Genomic DNA, 15,789 nt, shown 5'->3' with positions numbered 1-15,789 from the left:
GTCACTGTAGCGCCCGGGTGATGCGCTGCAGGCTCACCGGTTCCGCGGCGCCGAGGTGCTGGGCGAACAGGCTCAAGCGCAGCTCCTCGAGCAGCCAGCGGGCCCGCGCAAGCTTCGCCGATGCATCCGGTTGCAGCGGCAGTTGGCCACCCGCAGCCCGGTACCGCTCTGTGGCCGCCTGCACCTCACCCATCCAGACCCGGTCTCGGCCGAGGTTCTCGGCGAGCTTGCCGACCCGGTGGGAGATGCCGGCCAGGTAGATCGGCAGCCGGCGAAGTTGGCGGATGCCGGTGCGGCCGACGAAACGGGGGAAGACCAGGGCCTGCAGCTGTTCCCGCGCGTCGGCGAGCGGTGCCAGCAGCGCCAGCCCCGAGTTTGCCGCGATCGCCTTCTCCGCCTCGCGCGCCGCCCCGAGGACGCGGCTGACCAGCGCGACGGTGTCGAACAGCGAGTCGACAAGCGCGGTGGAGAGCCGATCGCGCACCGCGTCGAACTCGGCGCGCGTGAACACCTCCGTCTCGCCGAGCACGTCGTCGGCGACGGCCAACGCCGCGTCGGTGAACAGTTCGCCAGTGTTCTGGTACGGACTGCGGGCCAGCGTGAGCTTCTCGGCGCTGGTGAGGTGCTCCTGCACGTACCCGACCGGTGACGGCACGGTGAGCAGCAGCATCCGGAGCACGCCTCGACGATGCACCCGCGCGCGCTCGTCCTCGGTGCCGAGGAGCCGAATGCTGACCGTCGCTCCCTGGTCGACGAGCGCCGGGTAGGCGCGGACGGTGTTGCCGCCGACCGTGGTGTCGAGCACGCGGGGCAGGGTGTCAACGTCCCAGCCGGTGAGCCCGTCCCGCTCGAGCGCATTCGGGGTGCGCACGTGCGCATGGGCCACCGATTCGCGGGCCCGGCTCTTGAGCTTGTGCTGCAGGCTCTCCAGCTCCTTGGAGGTTGCCACGCGGCGGCCGCGCTCGTCGATGACCGCGAACGTCATCCGCAGGTGGTCGGGAACTCGCTCGAGTTCGAAGTCGTCCGGGTCGACCGGTGTGTAGGTGAGACGCTGGATCTGCTGGGCGAGGTATTGGCGCAGCGACACTTCTTCGGAGCCGTCCGCCGGGGCCCCGTCGAGCAGTCGGTGCGCCCAGTCGTTCGCCGGCACGACGTTGCGGCGGATCGCCTTGGGCAGCGCCTTGATCAGCGCGGTGGTCAGTTCGTGACGCAGCCCTGGCACCTGCCAGTCGAACCCGTCCGGCCGCAGCCGGGGGAGCAGCGCGAGCGGCACCTGCACTGTGACGCCGTCATCGTCGGCGCCGGGCTCGAACCGGTAGCTCAGTCGCAGCGTCTGATCGCCCTGGTGCCACTCGCCGGGGTACCCGCCGGCGACCGTCTGTGGTTGCTGGGCATCCGGGAGCAGGTCCTCCTTGCGCATGGTGAGCAGGTCGGGGCTCTCGGCGCGCGCGGTGCGCCACCACTTCTCGAACGAGCGCTGGTTGGCGACGTCGGCGGGGACGCGCGTGTCGTAGAACTCGAATACCGCCTCGTCGTCGACGAGGATGTCGCGGCGGCGGGTGCGCTCCTCGACCTCGGCGAGTTCGGCGCGCAGCCGACGGTTGGCGCGGTCGAAGGCGTAGCCGCGGTCCTTCGTGTCGAAGCTGAGTTCGCCATCGACGAGCGCGTGCCGGATGAACAGCTCGCGCGCCTGCGGCAGGTCGATGCGCTCCAGTTGGATGCGCCGGCGGGCGACGATCGGCACCCCGTACAGTGTCACCCGCTCGTAGGCGACCGCGGAACCCTGCCGCTTCTCCCAGTGCGGCTCGCCGTAGGAGCGCTTCACCAGGTGCCCGGCGATGGGCTCGGCCCAGGACAGGTCGATCGACGCGTTCATCCTGGCGAACAGCCTGCTGGTCTCGACCAGCTCGGCGCTCATCAGCTCGGCCGGCTGCTTCTTGGCCAGCGCCGAACCTGGGAAGATCGAGAACCGCACCTGCCTCGCGCCGATGTAGTCGCCGCGGCCGCGCTTGTCGTTACCGGTCTGGTCTCGAATGCCCAACTGGCTGAGCAGCCCCGCGAGGAGCGAGCGGTGGATGCCCGTGCCATCCGGTTCGTGGCTGCCCTCTTCGACCGTCAACCCGAGCGGCTTGGACATGCGCTTCAGCTGCCGGTAGACATCCTCCCACTCCCGAAAACGCAGGAAATTGACGTACTCGGCGCGGCACAGGCGCCGGAAAGCGCTCCCGGAGAGCTCTTTCTCCTTGCGTTTCAGGTGGTTCCAGAGGTTCAGCAGGGTCAAGAAGTCGCTCGTCTTGTCGGTGAACCGGGCATGCGCCTGGTCGGCCTGCGGTCGCTTGTCGAGCGGGCGCTCGCGAGGGTCCTGCACGCTGAGCCCGGCGACGATGACCATGACGTCGCGCGTGACGTTCCAGCGCTTCGACTCGACGACCATCCGGGCCAGTCGCGGGTCGATCGGCAGCTGCGCGAGCTGCCGGCCGACCTTGGTGATCGACGGGCCCTCGCGGAAGCTCTCGATCGCGCCCAGCTCTGACAGCAGGTCGACGCCGTCCTTCACGCCGCGCGAATCCGGTGGCTGCAGGAACGGGAACTCCCGGATGTCGCCCAGCCCGAGCGAGATCATCTGCAGGATGACCGCGGCCAGGTTGGTGCGAAGGATCTCCGGGTCGGTGAACTCCGGGCGGCGCTCGTAGTCCTCTTCGGAGTAGAGGCGGATCGCGATGCCGTCGCTCGTGCGGCCGGCGCGCCCGGAGCGCTGGTTCGCGGATGCCTGCGAGATCGGCTCGATCGGCAGGCGCTGGATCTTCGCGCGTGTGCTGTACCGGCTGATGCGCGCGGTGCCGGCGTCGATGACGTACTTAATGCCGGGGACGGTCAGGCTCGTCTCCGCGACGTTGGTGGCGAGCACCACCCGGCGGCGGGTGCCCGGCGTCGTGCTCGGCCGGAACACGCGGTGCTGCTCGGCAGAGCTCAGCCGCCCATACAGGGGGAGCACCTCGGTGCCGGGCAGGTTGCGCGCGGTGATCGCATCCTGAGCGTCCCGGATCTCGTTCTCGCCGCTCAGGAAGACGAGCACGTCGCCCGGCGCCTCCCGGGCCAGTTCGTCGAGTGAGTCGTTGATGGCCTGGAAGAGGTCCCGCCCCGGCTCCTCATCTTCCCCGTTGTGCAGGACTTTCTCGGCCGAACGGCCCTGCTTGCCAATGACCTGGCGGCGAGAGGGGGGTAAGTCCTGCATATCAGGGGTGGGGTCGTCGTCTGGGTCGTCGGATGCCGGCTCCGGCGCGAGCGGTCGGTAGCGGATCTCCACCGGGAAGCTGCGCCCGGACACCTCGACGATCGGCGCGGGCGTGCCATCCGCCGCCGCGAAGTGCGCGGCGAAGCTCTCCGGGTCGATGGTCGCTGAGGTGATGATGACCTTCAGGTCCGGACGCTTCGGCAGCAGGCGCTTCAGGTAGCCGAGCAGGAAGTCGACGTTCAACGAACGCTCGTGCGCCTCGTCGATGATGATCGTGTCGTACTTCCGCAGCATCCGGTCGCGCTGCAATTCATTGAGCAAAATACCGTCGGTCATCAGCTTGATGCGCGTGTTCTTGCCGACCCGGTCGGTGAAGCGCACCTGGTAGCCGACGAGGTCGCCGAGTTCGCTGCCGAGTTCCTCGGCGATGCGCTCGGCGATGGTGCGCGCGGCGATGCGGCGCGGCTGGGTGTGGCCGATCGATTCGCGCCCGAGCTCGAGGCAGATCTTCGGCAGCTGGGTCGTCTTGCCCGAGCCGGTCGCGCCGGCGACGATGACGACCTGGTGGTCCCGGATGGCGGCGGAAATGTCGTCGCGCCGCTGACTGACCGGGAGGTCAGGCGGGTAGGTGATGGCGCCGATCGCGGGAATCATGAGCCCTCCATCCTATAAAGGACGCGCCGCCGCCCGCCCCCGCCGCGTGCAGAGTGCAAAGGTGTTGTGGCGGCAGAGTACTTTGTGTTACAAAGTCTTTGTGCAACACACCACCTCGAACACAGGCACCCAATCGCCGGTCTCTGAACGCGCCGACCGCGAGCCCCGGATGCCCGGACTCGCCTGGCCCGCTCTGCTCCCATTCGCGCGGGTCGGCCTGGTCGCGCTCTCCTGGCTGGCCACCATGGGCGTGCTCGCACTCCTGGGGCAGCCATCCGGGATCCCTGCCGCTGCGGCTTACTCCCCGCTCGCGCTGCTGCCGGTCAACATCCTGAGCCTGCTGCTCGTGCGTCGACTGGTCAGCCGCGAGGGCAGCACGCTGCGTGAACTGGCCGGCTTCGACCGATCCCGTCTTGGCCGCGACCTGCTGTGGGGGCTGCTCTGGCTGATGGTGCTCTACGTGCCATTCGCGCTGGCGATCATCGGCACGATGTTCGCGCTGGAGGGTGGTGACGCGTTCACCAGCTTCGGCACTGTCTTCGCGCCCGACCCGGCCGAATTGCCGGCGCTTGCCCCTGCCGCGGCCATGGTGTCCGGCATTGTCGTCGTGCTGACCTTCGCGCCGCTGAACGCGCCCGCCGAGGAGTTCGTGTTCCGCGGCTACAGCCAGGGCAGGCTGCAGGCGCGCTTCCCGGTTCTTGCCGTGCTGCTGCCGTCGGTCGCTTTCGGGCTGCAGCACATCTTCTTTGCAAGCACGCCGGCGGCAATGGTCGTCTTCGCGGTCGCATTCTTCGTCTGGGGACTGGGCTCTGCACTCATCTTCCGCTGGCAGCGCCGCCTCATGCCGCTCATCGTCGCCCACGTTCTCGTGAACCTTGTGACCAGCGCACCGGCGCTCATCCTGCCGTTCGTCCTGCCCGCCTGACCTATCCGCCCGCCTAGAGGAGCCACCGTCATGACCAACGATCTTCCCGACGACGACACACCGCTCGACCCGGCGGCCATGCTCGCCCTGCTCGAGCAGCAGCAGCGCAAGGTCAACAACGACCTGATCGCGCCTGTGCCGTGGATCCTGCTGGTCTGGGGCTTCGCGTGGCTGCTTGGCTTCCTCGCCCTGTGGTCGATGCCCGGCGGTGGCAACCCGCTCTTCGAGGTGCCGCCCACGATCGCGTGGCTGACTTTCGTCGCACTGCTGATTGTCGCCATCGTCGTCTCGGCCATCCTCGGGTCGCGCATCGGACGCGGTGTGCGCGGCGCATCCGGATTCTCCGGAGCCGTCTACGGACTCAGCTGGACTTTCGGCAGCATCGCGGCTGCAGGCATCGGCGCCGGGATGGTGCGGCTTGGCATGTCGAGCGACCTTGCGGGGGTGCTGTTCCCGGCGCTCTACGGCCTGGTCGCCGGACTCCTCTACTTGGCCGGGGCGGCAATCTGGCGCAGCATCTCGCAGCTGGTACTGGGGTTGTGGTTGCTGCTCGTGTCGACCGTCTCGGTGTTCGCGGGACTGCCGCACAACTACCTCGTCATGGGGCTCGCGGGCGGCGGCGCATTCCTGGTCTACGGCATCGTGCTGTTCATCATCCGGGCCCGGAGCAGGCAATGAGCGGCGAACTCGACCCGGTCATCCACGCCGCCGCGCGGCTGCGGATCACCGCCACCCTCGCCACCCTGCCCGCGGGGGACCGGATGTCGTTTCCCCGGCTGCAGGAGATCCTCGAGATGACGCCGGGGAACCTCTCCACCCATCTGCGCAAGCTCGAGGACGCCGGCTACGTCGACGTCACCAAGACGCATCAGGGCCGCACCCCCGTCACGTATCTCGCACTCACCACATCCGGACGCCACGCGTTCGAGCGCTACACCGAAACCCTTCGATCAGTACTGGGAGCCACCGAATGACGACCCTTGCCCGACTCGATCACGTGACCCGCCGGTTCGGCGACGTCACGGCGCTCGACGATGTCTCGCTTGAAATCGACTCCGGGAGGATCGTCGGCCTGCTCGGTCCGAACGGCGCAGGCAAGACCACGATGCTGTCCTTGCTGCAGGGGTTGCGCCGCCCCACGGCGGGCACCGTCGAGCTGTTCGGCGGCAGCCCGTCCGACCACCGCACCCGCGTCGGACTCGGCAGCACCCCGCAGGAGACGGCGCTGCCCCCGACCCTCCGCGTCGGTGAGGTCATCGACTTCGTGTCGACGCACTTCCCGAATCCGGTGCCGCGTGCCGAGATCGCCGACGAGTTCGGGCTCACCGAGTTGCTGAAGCGGCAGACCGGTGCGCTCTCCGGAGGGCAGAAGCGACGGCTCAGTGTCGCGCTCGCGTTCGTCGGCCGGCCGAAGCTCGTGCTGCTGGATGAGCCGACCACCGGCCTGGACGTCGACGCGCGCCGCACCCTGTGGGAGGCGGTCCGTCGGCAGAACGCCGTAGGCGCCACCGTCGTGGTGACCAGCCACTACCTCGAGGAGATCGAGGCGCTGGCCGAACGAGTCATCGTGATCGGCCGCGGGCGTGTGCTTGCCGACGACACCCTCGACGCGGTGCTCGACCAGGTCGGCATGCGCATGGTGCGCCTGACGACGGATGCCCCGGATGCGCTTACCGGCCTGCCTGGCGTCGTCTCCACGCGGGCCGAGGATGACGGCTCGCACACGCTCTTCACTCGCGACGCCGACGAGACCGTCACCGCGCTCGTCACCTCCGGCCTCCCGTTCTCGGGGCTTGGGGTGCGCGGGGCGAGCCTCGAAGAAGCGTTCCTCACCCTCACCGCTCAGCCCGAACTGGAGATGATCTGATGACCACCCTGCGACTCGCCGCGGTGCACGGGAAGTACCTGCTGCTCGAGACCACGCGCGTTCCGATCGCCGTGATCAGCGCCCTGGCCTTTCCTGCCCTTTCGCTGCTGTTCTTCGTTGTTCCGCAGCAGGTGGTGGCCACCAACCCGTTGTACGCCACACAGGCGGTCATCTCTATGGCCCTGTTCGCGGTGATGGCCAACGCGCTGTTCAGCTTCGGCCTGGGCATCGCCGAGGATCGGGAGAAGCCGTGGGATCCCTACCTCCGCACGCTGCCGGTCGCCGGTGTATCCCGGGTGCTCGGCTACGTGTTCTCGACCGGGCTCATCGGGCTGGTCGCGGTGCTGCCCGTGATCGTGCTCGGCGCCATCTTCACTGCGGCCGAGGCATCCGTGCTGTCCATCCTGGCTGGGCTGCTCGCGGTCATCGTCTCGGCGCTGCCGTTCATGCTGATCGGCGTCTGCATCGGCTACTCGCTGCCGGCCAAGGCCGCCATCGCGGTGGTGCAGATCGTCATGTTCGGGTTCGCGTTCGCCGGTGGCCTCTTCCTGCCGCCGATGCTGTTCGCTCCGTGGCTGGACACCCTGTCGACGTTCTTTCCGTCGCGTCAGGCGCGCGAGCTGGTGATCTGGGCGGTGCAGGGAGGCGACCTCCACCCGTGGGTCTGGCTCGGCATGGGTGCCTGGATCGTCGGCACCGCGGTGCTCGCGCTGTTCCTGTACCGCCGCGACGAGGGCCGCCGCTACCGCTAGCGGCGGCCGTCACCGGGCGCGGGGCGCTAGTGCCTGCGGACGAGTGCCCGGATGGTGATTGCGACGCCCGCGAGGCACCACACGCTGAGCACCAGGAGGTCGCGTCCGCTCGCGTCGAAGGTCTCTGACGCGAGTCCAGCACGCAGCAGGTCGGCGCCGGGGCGCAGCGGCAGGATGTCGTGCACCGTCTGGAACCAGCCGGGCAGCTGGCCGGGGGCGAAGGTGATGGGGGAAAACAGCATGACGAAGAACACCAGCACCTGGGTGATCAGTTGCGCCAGCATCGGCGGCACGCTCACGGCGATCGCGTAACCGACGGCGGTTGCCATCACGGTGATGAGCAGTGCAGCCGCGATGAGCAGGGGCCAGTTGAAGCTGAAGACGAGGTCGTACCTGAGCCATCCGGTGAGCACCGCGACCCCGACGCTCGGCAGTGCGATGATCACCCACACGGTCAGGTCAGCCGCGAACAGCAGCGGACGGGCAAGGGGCAGTGAGCGCATGTAGTTGAAGGTGCCGTCGGTTCGCGCACGCGCGACGCCCTGCGGGACGATCACCAGGCCGATGGTGAGCAGCAGAACAGTCGGGGCGCCGGTTGAGAGGAACATCGCCGTCGCCGAGTCGATGTTTGGGATGAGGAAACCGAACCCGATGATGATGCCGCCGGCCAGGAGGGCCTGGATGACGATGATGAGCGGCAGCATGCTGCCGATCTGGGCGAACTGCCAGCGCAGCAGCGTGCGGTAACTGGACCACAGGCCTGCCTGGGGATGGCTTGCCTGCTCTGTGATGGTTGACTGCTCAGACATTGGAGACCTCCAGTGGGGTGGATTGCGTGAGGGATAGGTAGGCGTCCTCGAGAGTTGTTGGCCCCAACGCAAAGCCGTCGAGTCGCTCCTGGTCGCGCAGCGTTGTCGCCCAGGTGACGGCTGGTGCAGCCTCGCCGGCGGGCACCGTCAACAGCACACGCCTGCCGGTGCGCACCAGCCGCAGTGTGGTGACGGGCAGGTCGCGCGGATCCGTGGTCGGATCTTCGCCCCCGGGCGGGAGCTGCAGTTCGAGGCGAAGGTCGTTGTCGTCTGTGCCGCGCAGGCTGGCTGGGGTGCCGGATGCGACCACCTTGCCGTTGTCGAGGATGACGAGTTCGTCGACGATCCGCTCGGCTTCGGCGACGTTGTGGGTGACCAGCAGAACCCCGGCGCCCTCGTCGCCCCTGCGGCGGACGGCCGCCCACAGCAGGCGGCGGCGCGAGGCGTCGATGTCGTTCGTCGGTTCGTCGAGCACGACCAGGGGAGTGGGTGCCGCGACTGTCATTGCGAAGGCGGTGAGCCGCCTGATCCCTCCGGAGAGGCCACGCCCTTCTGGCATTGCGCGCTGGTCGAGCCACTGTGCGATGTCCAGCTCTTCGGCCAGCTGGGCGGCCGCGGTGCGAGCGTCCCGACTGGACAGCCCGCGGATCCGGCCGGCGATCTCGATCGCCATTCGAGGCGTCAGGCCATCGATGGGTGCCTGAGCCTGTGGCTGCATCGCGACTCGTCGCCGAGCCGCCCCAGGGTCGGCCACTGCGTCGATCCCGTCGACGCGAATGGTGCCGCGCTCTGGCCGAAGCAAACCGACGATCTGGGAGACAAGGGTGGTCTTGCCCGCTCCGTTGTGCCCGAGCAGCCCGACCACTTCGCCGGGGCGAACGCGCAATGACACGTCGTCGTTCGCCACTGTCGCGCCGAATCGGCGCGTGAGGCCTGCAATACGCAGGACATCCTGGTTCATAAGCACTCCTAAATACTGATGGTATCTGGATACTGACCGTATTCGAATACCAGTGGTATGTCAATCGGTGCACACGTATGATCGGGTCTATGTCCGAACTCCCTGCCCCCCTATCGCGGCAGGAGAGCCAGCGGCAGACACGGCAGGCGCTGGTCGCCGCGGCGCGCGCGGCCTTCGCCAAGGAGGGGTACCACGCTGCGAACCTCGAGTTGATCGCGCGCGAGGCCGGCTTCTCCAAGGGCGCCGTGTACTCCAATTTCGACGGCAAGGCCGCGCTCTTTCTAGCGGTGATGGACGCGAACCTGGAGGCGGCACTCGCCGAGGGCGCCTGGAATGTCTCCGAGCAGCCGGAGGATCCGGATACCGGCCGCTTCGGGAGCGAAGAGGTGGTCGAGGCGCTCAAGGGTTTCGCTCTCGCGACCCTCGAGTTCATCGCCACAGCCGCCCGCGATGAGAACCTGGCGGTCGAACTCGGCAAGCGGATGCAGGCACTGACGAACGCCTATGAGGCGGTAGCAGAGGAGTCGCGGGCCCAGGACGAAGAGCTCTCTGCGAGCGAGGCGGGCGCCCTGCTCACCGCGCTGGACCAGGGGGCCGCGCTGCTGACCCTGAGCGGCAGTGCCGCGATCGATCAGCGACTGCTGCGAATCGGCATGCAGCGACTGCTCGCCCCGAGCGCAGGGGTGGTGGCCGCGAGGGGCGGCGCCGGCGAGCCGGCCTTGCACGATCAGGTGATGCGGAACCGCATCGCGGCCGCGCTGAACGACCAGCTTCCGCCGCCATCGGACGGCTGACTGTCGAAGCGGCCACCGCGTGCACGCGCGGGTCGAACACCCACGCGCGGGGCAATCCGACCCGCGCTGGGAAGTTCGACCGCGCGAGGGTCAAGCGGCGGGGCGGGCCGCCAGATGGAACGTCTCGGCGAAGCGGCCGAGAAGGGCCGGGTCACCGGAGAGCACGTGCACGACCTCCTGCTCGATCGCGTCCGCGGGCGACACCTCACCGGAGATCAGCTTACGCAGGGCCGGCCCGGATGCGAACGCCAGGTGCGCGGTGCCGCGCGGCGCCGTCCCGAGACGCAGCACTCGAAGGTCCGCGCTTTCGACGTGCAGGCGCAGCGCGAAGTCGGCGATGTGCGCGTCGTACACGGTCGACGGCAGCGCGCTCGCCGCATCCGGGCTGAACGCGGTGCGGAATGCGATGGTCATCGAATCCGGGGTGACGATGTCACCCTGATCCGGCTCGCCCATCGCTTGGAAGCCCCAACGGCCGAGGGCGAGGATCACGTCCTCCAGCCCCCGACCGAACTCGGTCAGCTCGTAGACCAGGCCGTGAGCGAGCGGCACGCGACGCACGACGCCGGCTTGCTGCAGTTCCTTGAGCCTGGTGCTCAGAATGTTGGTCGGGATGCGCGGCAGCCCGTTCTTGAGGTCGCTGTACCGGCGCGCACCGACGAGCAGGTCGCGAACGATGAGCAGTGCCCATCGTTCGCCGACCAGCTCGACGGCCGTGACCACACCGCAGTATTGGCCGTAGTTGCGCGCCGCCATTGCCTAGGAACTCTGCCCCTGCTGCGCCAGGTACGCCTCCGGGCCCTGTTCCGCGGCCACCGGGTCCATCCAGAGGACGCTGAACAGGTTGCCGTCGGGGTCCTCGAAGTCGCGCGCGTACATGAAGCCGTAGTCCTGTGCCTCACGATGCTCGGCGCCGCCGGCCGCGGTGACCTTGGACAGGAACGCGTCCACCTGCTCGCGCGAGTCCACACTGAACGCCGTCTCGACCTGCAGGGCTGTGGCCGGGTCGACGATCGGCTTGTCGGTGAAGGTCGCGAAGAAGTCGCGCGTGAGCACCATCAGGTAGATGGTGTCGGAGATGACAACGCACGTGGCGTTCTCATCGGTGAAGAGGGGATTGATCTTCCAGCCGATTCCCTCGTAAAACGCCTTGGCGCGTTCCAGATCGTTCGTCGGGATGTTGACGAACACACTCGTTGCCATGATGACTCCCTTGTCGATCGGTTTTGTGATGGGAGCCATGCTTGCAAAAAGCAAGCATGCTTGTCAATAGCAAGTAACCCGCGGGATGACCTCGTCGAAACTGCACGAACCTGCACTCTTGGCCATCGGAGGGCACATTTCTGCAGTCTCGGCCAATCCGGGCGCTTCACCCGCGTTGTGTGTATACACAGTGGTGGCGCAGGCCTCATGAAGTGGGCTAGATTGGCGTAGGTTCCGGGTTCTGTATACATAGGTGGTGACATGCGCGCGAGCGACAAGGCTTATCGCACGCTTCGCAGCGAGATCATCGACTGGCAACTGCCTCCGGGCACCGTGCTCGGCGAGGTAGACCAGTCCACTCGGCTCGGCGTTTCCCGCACGCCACTGCGCGAAGCTCTCGCGCGCCTCACCGCCGATGGGCTCGTCGCCACCCAAGCCGGCCGTGGACTGGTCGTCACGGACGTCTCGACCGACAACATCCGGGAACTGTTCGAGGTGCGCCGCGCACTCGAGGAGCAGGCCGCGCGCCTCGCCGCAGAACGCGGCGACCCCGCCGTCTTTGACGCGCTCGAGCGTGAGTTCGTTGCGGTGCCCGCCCTGCTCGAGTCGGAGGACCCGGCGCGCCACGACTACTACGACCTCGTCGCCCGCCTCGACGACGCGATCGATGACGCCGTCGCCAACCCGTACCTCGTCACCGCGCTTCGCAACCTGCGCACGCATCTGGTGCGCATCCGGCGCCTCGCCCGCGACGACAAGGACCGTCTTCGCGAGGCCGCGCGCGAGCACCTCACCATCGTGCGGGCAATCGCAGCCGGCGACTCCGAGCTCGCCGCCCACGCCACTCACATCCACCTGCACCGCGCGCTCGAGCACCTGTTGGCCGCGCACACCGCCCCGACCGCCATGACCACCGGCCCCACCGAAAGGACCGCAAGTTGAAGCTCCACTCCGTCCGCGTCCACCCCAGCTCTGACAACCTGGCCCGTCAGGACCAGCTCGCCTGGAAGATCGCCGAAGTCGCGACCGACCCGGTCGAGGTGACGCCCGAGGCGACCGACATGGTCATCAACCGCATCATCGACAACGCCGCCGTCGCGACCGCATCGCTGACCCGCGCGCCCGTCGTCGCGGCCCGCAGCCAGGCCGAGGCGCACCCCTACCAGCCCGGCGCTACCGTCTTCGGGCTCGCATCCGACCGCCGGCTCAGCCCGGAGTGGGCGGCCTGGGCCAACGGTGTCGCGGTGCGCGAGCTCGACTATCACGACACCTTCCTCGCCGCCGACTACTCCCACCCCGGCGACAACATCCCGCCGATCCTCGCCGTCGCCCAGCACACCGGGCGGGGCGGCTCCGACCTCGTCCGAGGCCTCGTCACCGGCTACGAGATCCAGGTCGACCTGGTGAAGGCGATCAGCCTGCACAAGCACAAGATCGACCACGTCGCCCACCTCGGCCCGTCCGCCGCCGCCGGCATCGGCACGCTGCTCGGCCTCGACACCGAGACCATCTACCAGGCCATCGGCCAGGCGCTGCACACCACCACCGCGACCCGGCAGTCCCGCAAGGGCGAGATCTCCACCTGGAAGGCGCACGCACCGGCCTTCGCGGGCAAGATGGCCGTCGAAGCGGTCGACCGGGCGATGCGCGGCCAGACCAGCCCGACCCCGATCTACGAGGGCGAGGACGGCGTCATCGCCTGGCTCCTCGACGGTCCGGATGCCCACTACGAGGTGCCGCTGCCCGAGCGCGGTGAGGCGCGTCGCGCCATCCTCGACAGCTACACCAAGGAGCACTCGGCCGAGTACCAGGCACAGGCGCTCATCGACTTGGCCCGCAAGCTGCACCGCGAGCACCCCGCCCTCACTGCGGAGCAGGTCAAGAGCATCGTCATCCACACCAGCCACCACACCCACTACGTGATCGGGTCCGGCGCGAACGACCCGCAGAAGTACGACCCGACCGCGAGCCGGGAGACCCTGGACCACTCGATCCCGTACATCTTCACGGTCGCGCTGCAGGATGGCGCCTGGCACCACGTTGACTCCTACGCACCCGAGAGGGCGGCCCGCCCCGACACGGTCGCGCTGTGGAACAAGGTCACCACCCTGGAGGACCCGGAGTGGACCCGCCGCTACCACTCCACCGACCCGGCCGAGAAGGCGTTCGGCGGTCGTGTGGAGATCGAACTGGTCGACGGCACCCGCATTGTCGACGAGATCGCCGTCGCCGACGCGCACCCGCTCGGCGCGCGCCCGTTCGCGCGTGAGCAGTACGTCGCCAAGTTCCGCACCCTCGCCGATGGCGTTCTGGAGCCGGCCGAGATCGAGCGGTTCCTCGACGTCGCTCAGCGCCTGCCCGAGCTGTCCGCGGCCGAGCTCGCGGGCCTGACCGTGACCGCGCGGCCCGGCCTGCTCGACACCGTCCCCACCCCGAAGGGCCTCTTCTGATGCTGTACTCCACCGTCACGAGCGCCACCAAGCGCCAGCTGTTGCGGGAGCGGCTCGCCACCGGCGAACTGCTGCGCTTCCCCGGCGCGTTCAACCCGCTGTCGGCCCGGCTCATCCAGGACAAGGGCTTCGAGGGCGTCTACATCTCCGGCGCGGTCATCGCAGCCGACCTCGGCCTGCCCGACATCGGCCTGACAACGCTGAGCGAAGTGGCGACGCGGGCCGGCCAGATCGCCCGGATGACCGATCTCCCGGCGATCGTCGACGCCGACACCGGCTTCGGCGAACCGATGAACGTCGCCCGCACCGTGCAGACCCTCGAGGACGCCGGGGTCGCGGGCCTGCACATCGAGGACCAGGTCAACCCGAAACGCTGCGGCCACCTCGACGGCAAGGCCGTGGTGGACTCGCAGACCGCGATCAAACGCATCCGGGCTGCCTCCGATGCGCGTCGCGACCCGAACCTGCTGATCATGGCGCGCACCGACATCCGGGCGGTCGAGGGCATCGATGCGACCATCGACCGGGTCAGGGAGCTGGTCGGCGCCGGGGCGGAGGCGATCTTCCCCGAGGCGATGGCGAACCTCGACGAGTTCGCCGCCGTGCGCGCCGCGGTCGATGTGCCGGTGCTCGCCAACATGACCGAATTCGGCAAGAGCGAGCTGTTCAGCCACGAGCAACTCGCCTCGGTCGGCATCAACATCGTCATCCACCCGGTGAGCCTCCTGCGCATCGCGATGGGCGCCGCCGAACGCGGCCTCGACGTGCTCGCCGAGGAGGGCAGCCTGAACCCGGTCGTGCCCGACATGCAGACGCGCGCGCGGCTGTACGAGCTGCTCGACTACGCCGCGTACAACACGTTCGACACATCCGTCTACAACTTCACACTCAGTGTTGACTAAGAACACCGTTGATTGAGACCACCAGCGCTGATTGAGTAAGACCAGCACCAACGAAGGAGCACGCGTGACCGAGATCATGAAGGGACTCGCCGGAGTCGTCGCCGACTACACGGCGATCTCGAAGGTGAACCCCGACACCAATTCCCTGCTGTACCGCGGCTACCCGGTGCAGGAACTCGCGGCGAACTGCATCTTCGAGGAGGTCGCCTACCTGCTCTGGCACGGTGAACTGCCGACGCCGCAGCAGCTCGACGAGTTCTCCAAGCGCGAGCGCTCGCTGAGACGCCTCGATGAGCGCACGAAGCGAATCATCGACGAATTGCCGCTCACCGCGCATCCGATGGATGTCGTGCGCACCGCGGTCAGCGTGATCGGCGCGACCGACCCGACGCTCGCGGAACCGGGTGGGATGACGGATCGGCGGCTCAACGAGGGACGAGCGACCTACCTGTTCGCCCAGCTGCCGGCGATTGTCGCCTACGACCAGCGCCGCCGCCGCGGACTCGAGCCGGTCGAGCCGCGCGATGACCTGGCCTATTCGGCGAACTTCCTCCACATGGTCTTCGGCGAGGTCCCCGGGCTCGCGGTTGTCGACGCGTTCGACGTGTCGATGATCCTGTACGCGGAGCACTCCTTCAACGCCTCCACCTTCACCAGCCGGGTCATCACAAGCACCCTGTCCGACCTGTACTCGGCCGTCACCGGGGCGATCGGCGCGCTGAAGGGCCCGTTGCACGGCGGCGCCAATGAGGCCGTCATGCATATCTTCGACGAGATCGGCAGCGCCGACCGGGCGGCCGACTGGCTGGATGCCGCGCTCGCCGAGAAGCGCAAGATCATGGGATTCGGTCACCGGGTCTACAAGCACGGCGACTCCCGGGTGCCGACCATGAAGGCCGCGCTCGACACGCTCATCGCCGAGTTCGACCGCCCCGACCTGCTCGAGCTGTACGACGCGCTGGAGAGCGCGATGACCGAGCGCAAAGGCATCCTGCCGAACCTGGACTACCCGTCCGGTCCCGCCTACCACCTGATGGGTTTCGACACCGAGCAGTTCACGCCGCTCTTCGTCGCCAGCCGCATCACCGGCTGGACCGCGCACATCATGGAGCAGCTGGAGTCGAACGCGCTGATCCGCCCGCTGAGCGCCTACAACGGCGTCGACGAGCGGCACCTGCAGGTCGTCGACACGACGCCCGCCCAGCCCTAGACCGTGCCGCTTCAGCGATGGCGGGCC

The 15,789-nt window shown here is 68.3% G+C and carries 15 protein-coding genes; 10 read left to right on the top strand and 5 right to left on the bottom strand.

The annotated features are described in order from the left end of the window. Position 1: 1 nt before the first annotated feature. On the bottom strand, positions 2–3,889 hold the full coding sequence (hrpA, locus tag HGK58_RS00140) for an ATP-dependent RNA helicase HrpA (protein WP_168625548.1): 3,888 nt from the start codon (positions 3,887–3,889) through the stop codon (positions 2–4). Between the two features lie 100 nt (positions 3,890–3,989). On the opposite strand from hrpA, the gene HGK58_RS13960 reads away from it, so the two are divergent. The 5 genes from HGK58_RS13960 to HGK58_RS00115 are packed head-to-tail and all read left to right on the top strand — an operon-like array spanning position 3,990 to position 7,433. Further along, entirely contained in the window at positions 3,990–4,814 is an 825-nt protein-coding gene (locus HGK58_RS13960; RefSeq protein ID WP_168625547.1) for a CPBP family intramembrane glutamic endopeptidase, read from the top strand. A gap of 30 nt (positions 4,815–4,844) precedes the next feature. Beyond that, positions 4,845–5,492, top strand: a complete 648-nt coding sequence (locus HGK58_RS00130; protein WP_168625546.1) for a hypothetical protein — start codon at positions 4,845–4,847, stop codon at positions 5,490–5,492. Continuing rightward, positions 5,489–5,788: a transcriptional regulator gene (locus tag HGK58_RS00125; protein ID WP_168625545.1), complete on the top strand. Its 300-nt coding sequence runs from the start codon at positions 5,489–5,491 to the stop codon at positions 5,786–5,788. Before HGK58_RS00130 ends, HGK58_RS00125 begins: the two co-directional genes overlap by 4 nt. After that, positions 5,785–6,681 (top strand): ABC transporter ATP-binding protein, encoded by an 897-nt coding sequence (locus HGK58_RS00120; protein WP_168625544.1) that lies wholly within the window; start codon positions 5,785–5,787, stop codon positions 6,679–6,681. The genes HGK58_RS00125 and HGK58_RS00120 overlap by 4 nt, the downstream gene beginning before the upstream one ends. After that, entirely contained in the window at positions 6,681–7,433 is a 753-nt protein-coding gene (locus tag HGK58_RS00115; protein ID WP_168625543.1) for an ABC transporter permease, read from the top strand. Before HGK58_RS00120 ends, HGK58_RS00115 begins: the two co-directional genes overlap by 1 nt. Positions 7,434–7,459: 26 nt before the next feature. Here the strand turns inward: HGK58_RS00115 and HGK58_RS00110 are convergent, their stop codons facing one another. Further along, complete coding sequence (locus HGK58_RS00110) at positions 7,460–8,242, bottom strand: ABC transporter permease (RefSeq protein ID WP_168625542.1); 783 nt, start codon at positions 8,240–8,242, stop codon at positions 7,460–7,462. Continuing rightward, a complete protein-coding gene (locus tag HGK58_RS00105) occupies positions 8,235–9,203 on the bottom strand; it encodes an ABC transporter ATP-binding protein (protein WP_168625541.1) in 969 nt (322 codons plus the stop codon). Before HGK58_RS00105 ends, HGK58_RS00110 begins: the two co-directional genes overlap by 8 nt. Before the next feature lie 89 nt (positions 9,204–9,292). On the opposite strand from HGK58_RS00105, the gene HGK58_RS00100 reads away from it, so the two are divergent. Next, the gene (locus HGK58_RS00100; protein WP_168625540.1) at positions 9,293–9,997 is read left to right on the top strand and encodes a TetR/AcrR family transcriptional regulator; all 705 of its coding nucleotides are present in this window, start codon (positions 9,293–9,295) and stop codon (positions 9,995–9,997) included. A 90-nt stretch (positions 9,998–10,087) separates the two neighbouring features. Here the strand turns inward: HGK58_RS00100 and HGK58_RS00095 are convergent, their stop codons facing one another. After that, positions 10,088–10,753, bottom strand: a complete 666-nt coding sequence (locus HGK58_RS00095) for a helix-turn-helix domain-containing protein (protein WP_168625539.1) — start codon at positions 10,751–10,753, stop codon at positions 10,088–10,090. A gap of 3 nt (positions 10,754–10,756) precedes the next feature. Further along, positions 10,757–11,200, bottom strand: a complete 444-nt coding sequence (locus HGK58_RS00090; RefSeq protein WP_168625538.1) for a VOC family protein — start codon at positions 11,198–11,200, stop codon at positions 10,757–10,759. A gap of 261 nt (positions 11,201–11,461) precedes the next feature. Here HGK58_RS00090 and HGK58_RS00085 point away from each other — a divergent pair, with 261 nt between their 5' ends. The 4 genes from HGK58_RS00085 (at position 11,462) to HGK58_RS00070 (ending at position 15,762) form a co-directional block, all read left to right on the top strand. Continuing rightward, positions 11,462–12,142: a GntR family transcriptional regulator gene (locus HGK58_RS00085; protein WP_168625537.1), complete on the top strand. Its 681-nt coding sequence runs from the start codon at positions 11,462–11,464 to the stop codon at positions 12,140–12,142. Continuing rightward, positions 12,139–13,650, top strand: a complete 1,512-nt coding sequence (locus HGK58_RS00080; protein ID WP_168625536.1) for an MmgE/PrpD family protein — start codon at positions 12,139–12,141, stop codon at positions 13,648–13,650. The genes HGK58_RS00085 and HGK58_RS00080 overlap by 4 nt, the downstream gene beginning before the upstream one ends. Beyond that, positions 13,650–14,552 carry a methylisocitrate lyase gene (gene prpB / locus HGK58_RS00075; protein ID WP_168625535.1) on the top strand — a complete coding sequence of 301 codons (903 nt, stop codon included), beginning with the start codon at positions 13,650–13,652 and terminating at the stop codon, positions 14,550–14,552. Before HGK58_RS00080 ends, prpB begins: the two co-directional genes overlap by 1 nt. A gap of 76 nt (positions 14,553–14,628) precedes the next feature. After that, on the top strand, positions 14,629–15,762 hold the full coding sequence (locus tag HGK58_RS00070) for a bifunctional 2-methylcitrate synthase/citrate synthase (RefSeq protein ID WP_168626809.1): 1,134 nt from the start codon (positions 14,629–14,631) through the stop codon (positions 15,760–15,762). Positions 15,763–15,789: the final 27 nt, after the last annotated feature.

The sequence above is a fragment of the Cryobacterium sp. BB307 genome (genome assembly GCF_012274275.1).
Classification (GTDB): domain Bacteria; phylum Actinomycetota; class Actinomycetes; order Actinomycetales; family Microbacteriaceae; genus Terrimesophilobacter.
Note: the sequence above shows the minus strand (reverse complement) of the source record. Positions and strands in the feature narration are given on the sequence as shown.

What these genes read in the sequence shown, in the direction of transcription:
- hrpA (WP_168625548.1), bottom strand. Translation starts at nt 3,889, where the DNA reads ATGATTCCCGCGATCGGCGCCATCACCTACCCGCCTGACCTCCCGGTC.
- HGK58_RS00130 (WP_168625546.1), top strand. Translation starts at nt 4,845, where the DNA reads ATGACCAACGATCTTCCCGACGACGACACACCGCTCGACCCGGCGGCC.
- HGK58_RS00125 (WP_168625545.1), top strand. Translation starts at nt 5,489, where the DNA reads ATGAGCGGCGAACTCGACCCGGTCATCCACGCCGCCGCGCGGCTGCGG.
- HGK58_RS00120 (WP_168625544.1), top strand. Translation starts at nt 5,785, where the DNA reads ATGACGACCCTTGCCCGACTCGATCACGTGACCCGCCGGTTCGGCGAC.
- HGK58_RS00115 (WP_168625543.1), top strand. Translation starts at nt 6,681, where the DNA reads ATGACCACCCTGCGACTCGCCGCGGTGCACGGGAAGTACCTGCTGCTC.
- HGK58_RS00110 (WP_168625542.1), bottom strand. Translation starts at nt 8,242, where the DNA reads ATGTCTGAGCAGTCAACCATCACAGAGCAGGCAAGCCATCCCCAGGCA.
- HGK58_RS00105 (WP_168625541.1), bottom strand. Translation starts at nt 9,203, where the DNA reads ATGAACCAGGATGTCCTGCGTATTGCAGGCCTCACGCGCCGATTCGGC.
- HGK58_RS00100 (WP_168625540.1), top strand. Translation starts at nt 9,293, where the DNA reads ATGTCCGAACTCCCTGCCCCCCTATCGCGGCAGGAGAGCCAGCGGCAG.
- HGK58_RS00095 (WP_168625539.1), bottom strand. Translation starts at nt 10,753, where the DNA reads ATGGCGGCGCGCAACTACGGCCAATACTGCGGTGTGGTCACGGCCGTC.
- HGK58_RS00090 (WP_168625538.1), bottom strand. Translation starts at nt 11,200, where the DNA reads ATGGCAACGAGTGTGTTCGTCAACATCCCGACGAACGATCTGGAACGC.
- HGK58_RS00085 (WP_168625537.1), top strand. Translation starts at nt 11,462, where the DNA reads ATGCGCGCGAGCGACAAGGCTTATCGCACGCTTCGCAGCGAGATCATC.
- prpB (WP_168625535.1), top strand. Translation starts at nt 13,650, where the DNA reads ATGCTGTACTCCACCGTCACGAGCGCCACCAAGCGCCAGCTGTTGCGG.
- HGK58_RS00070 (WP_168626809.1), top strand. Translation starts at nt 14,629, where the DNA reads ATGAAGGGACTCGCCGGAGTCGTCGCCGACTACACGGCGATCTCGAAG.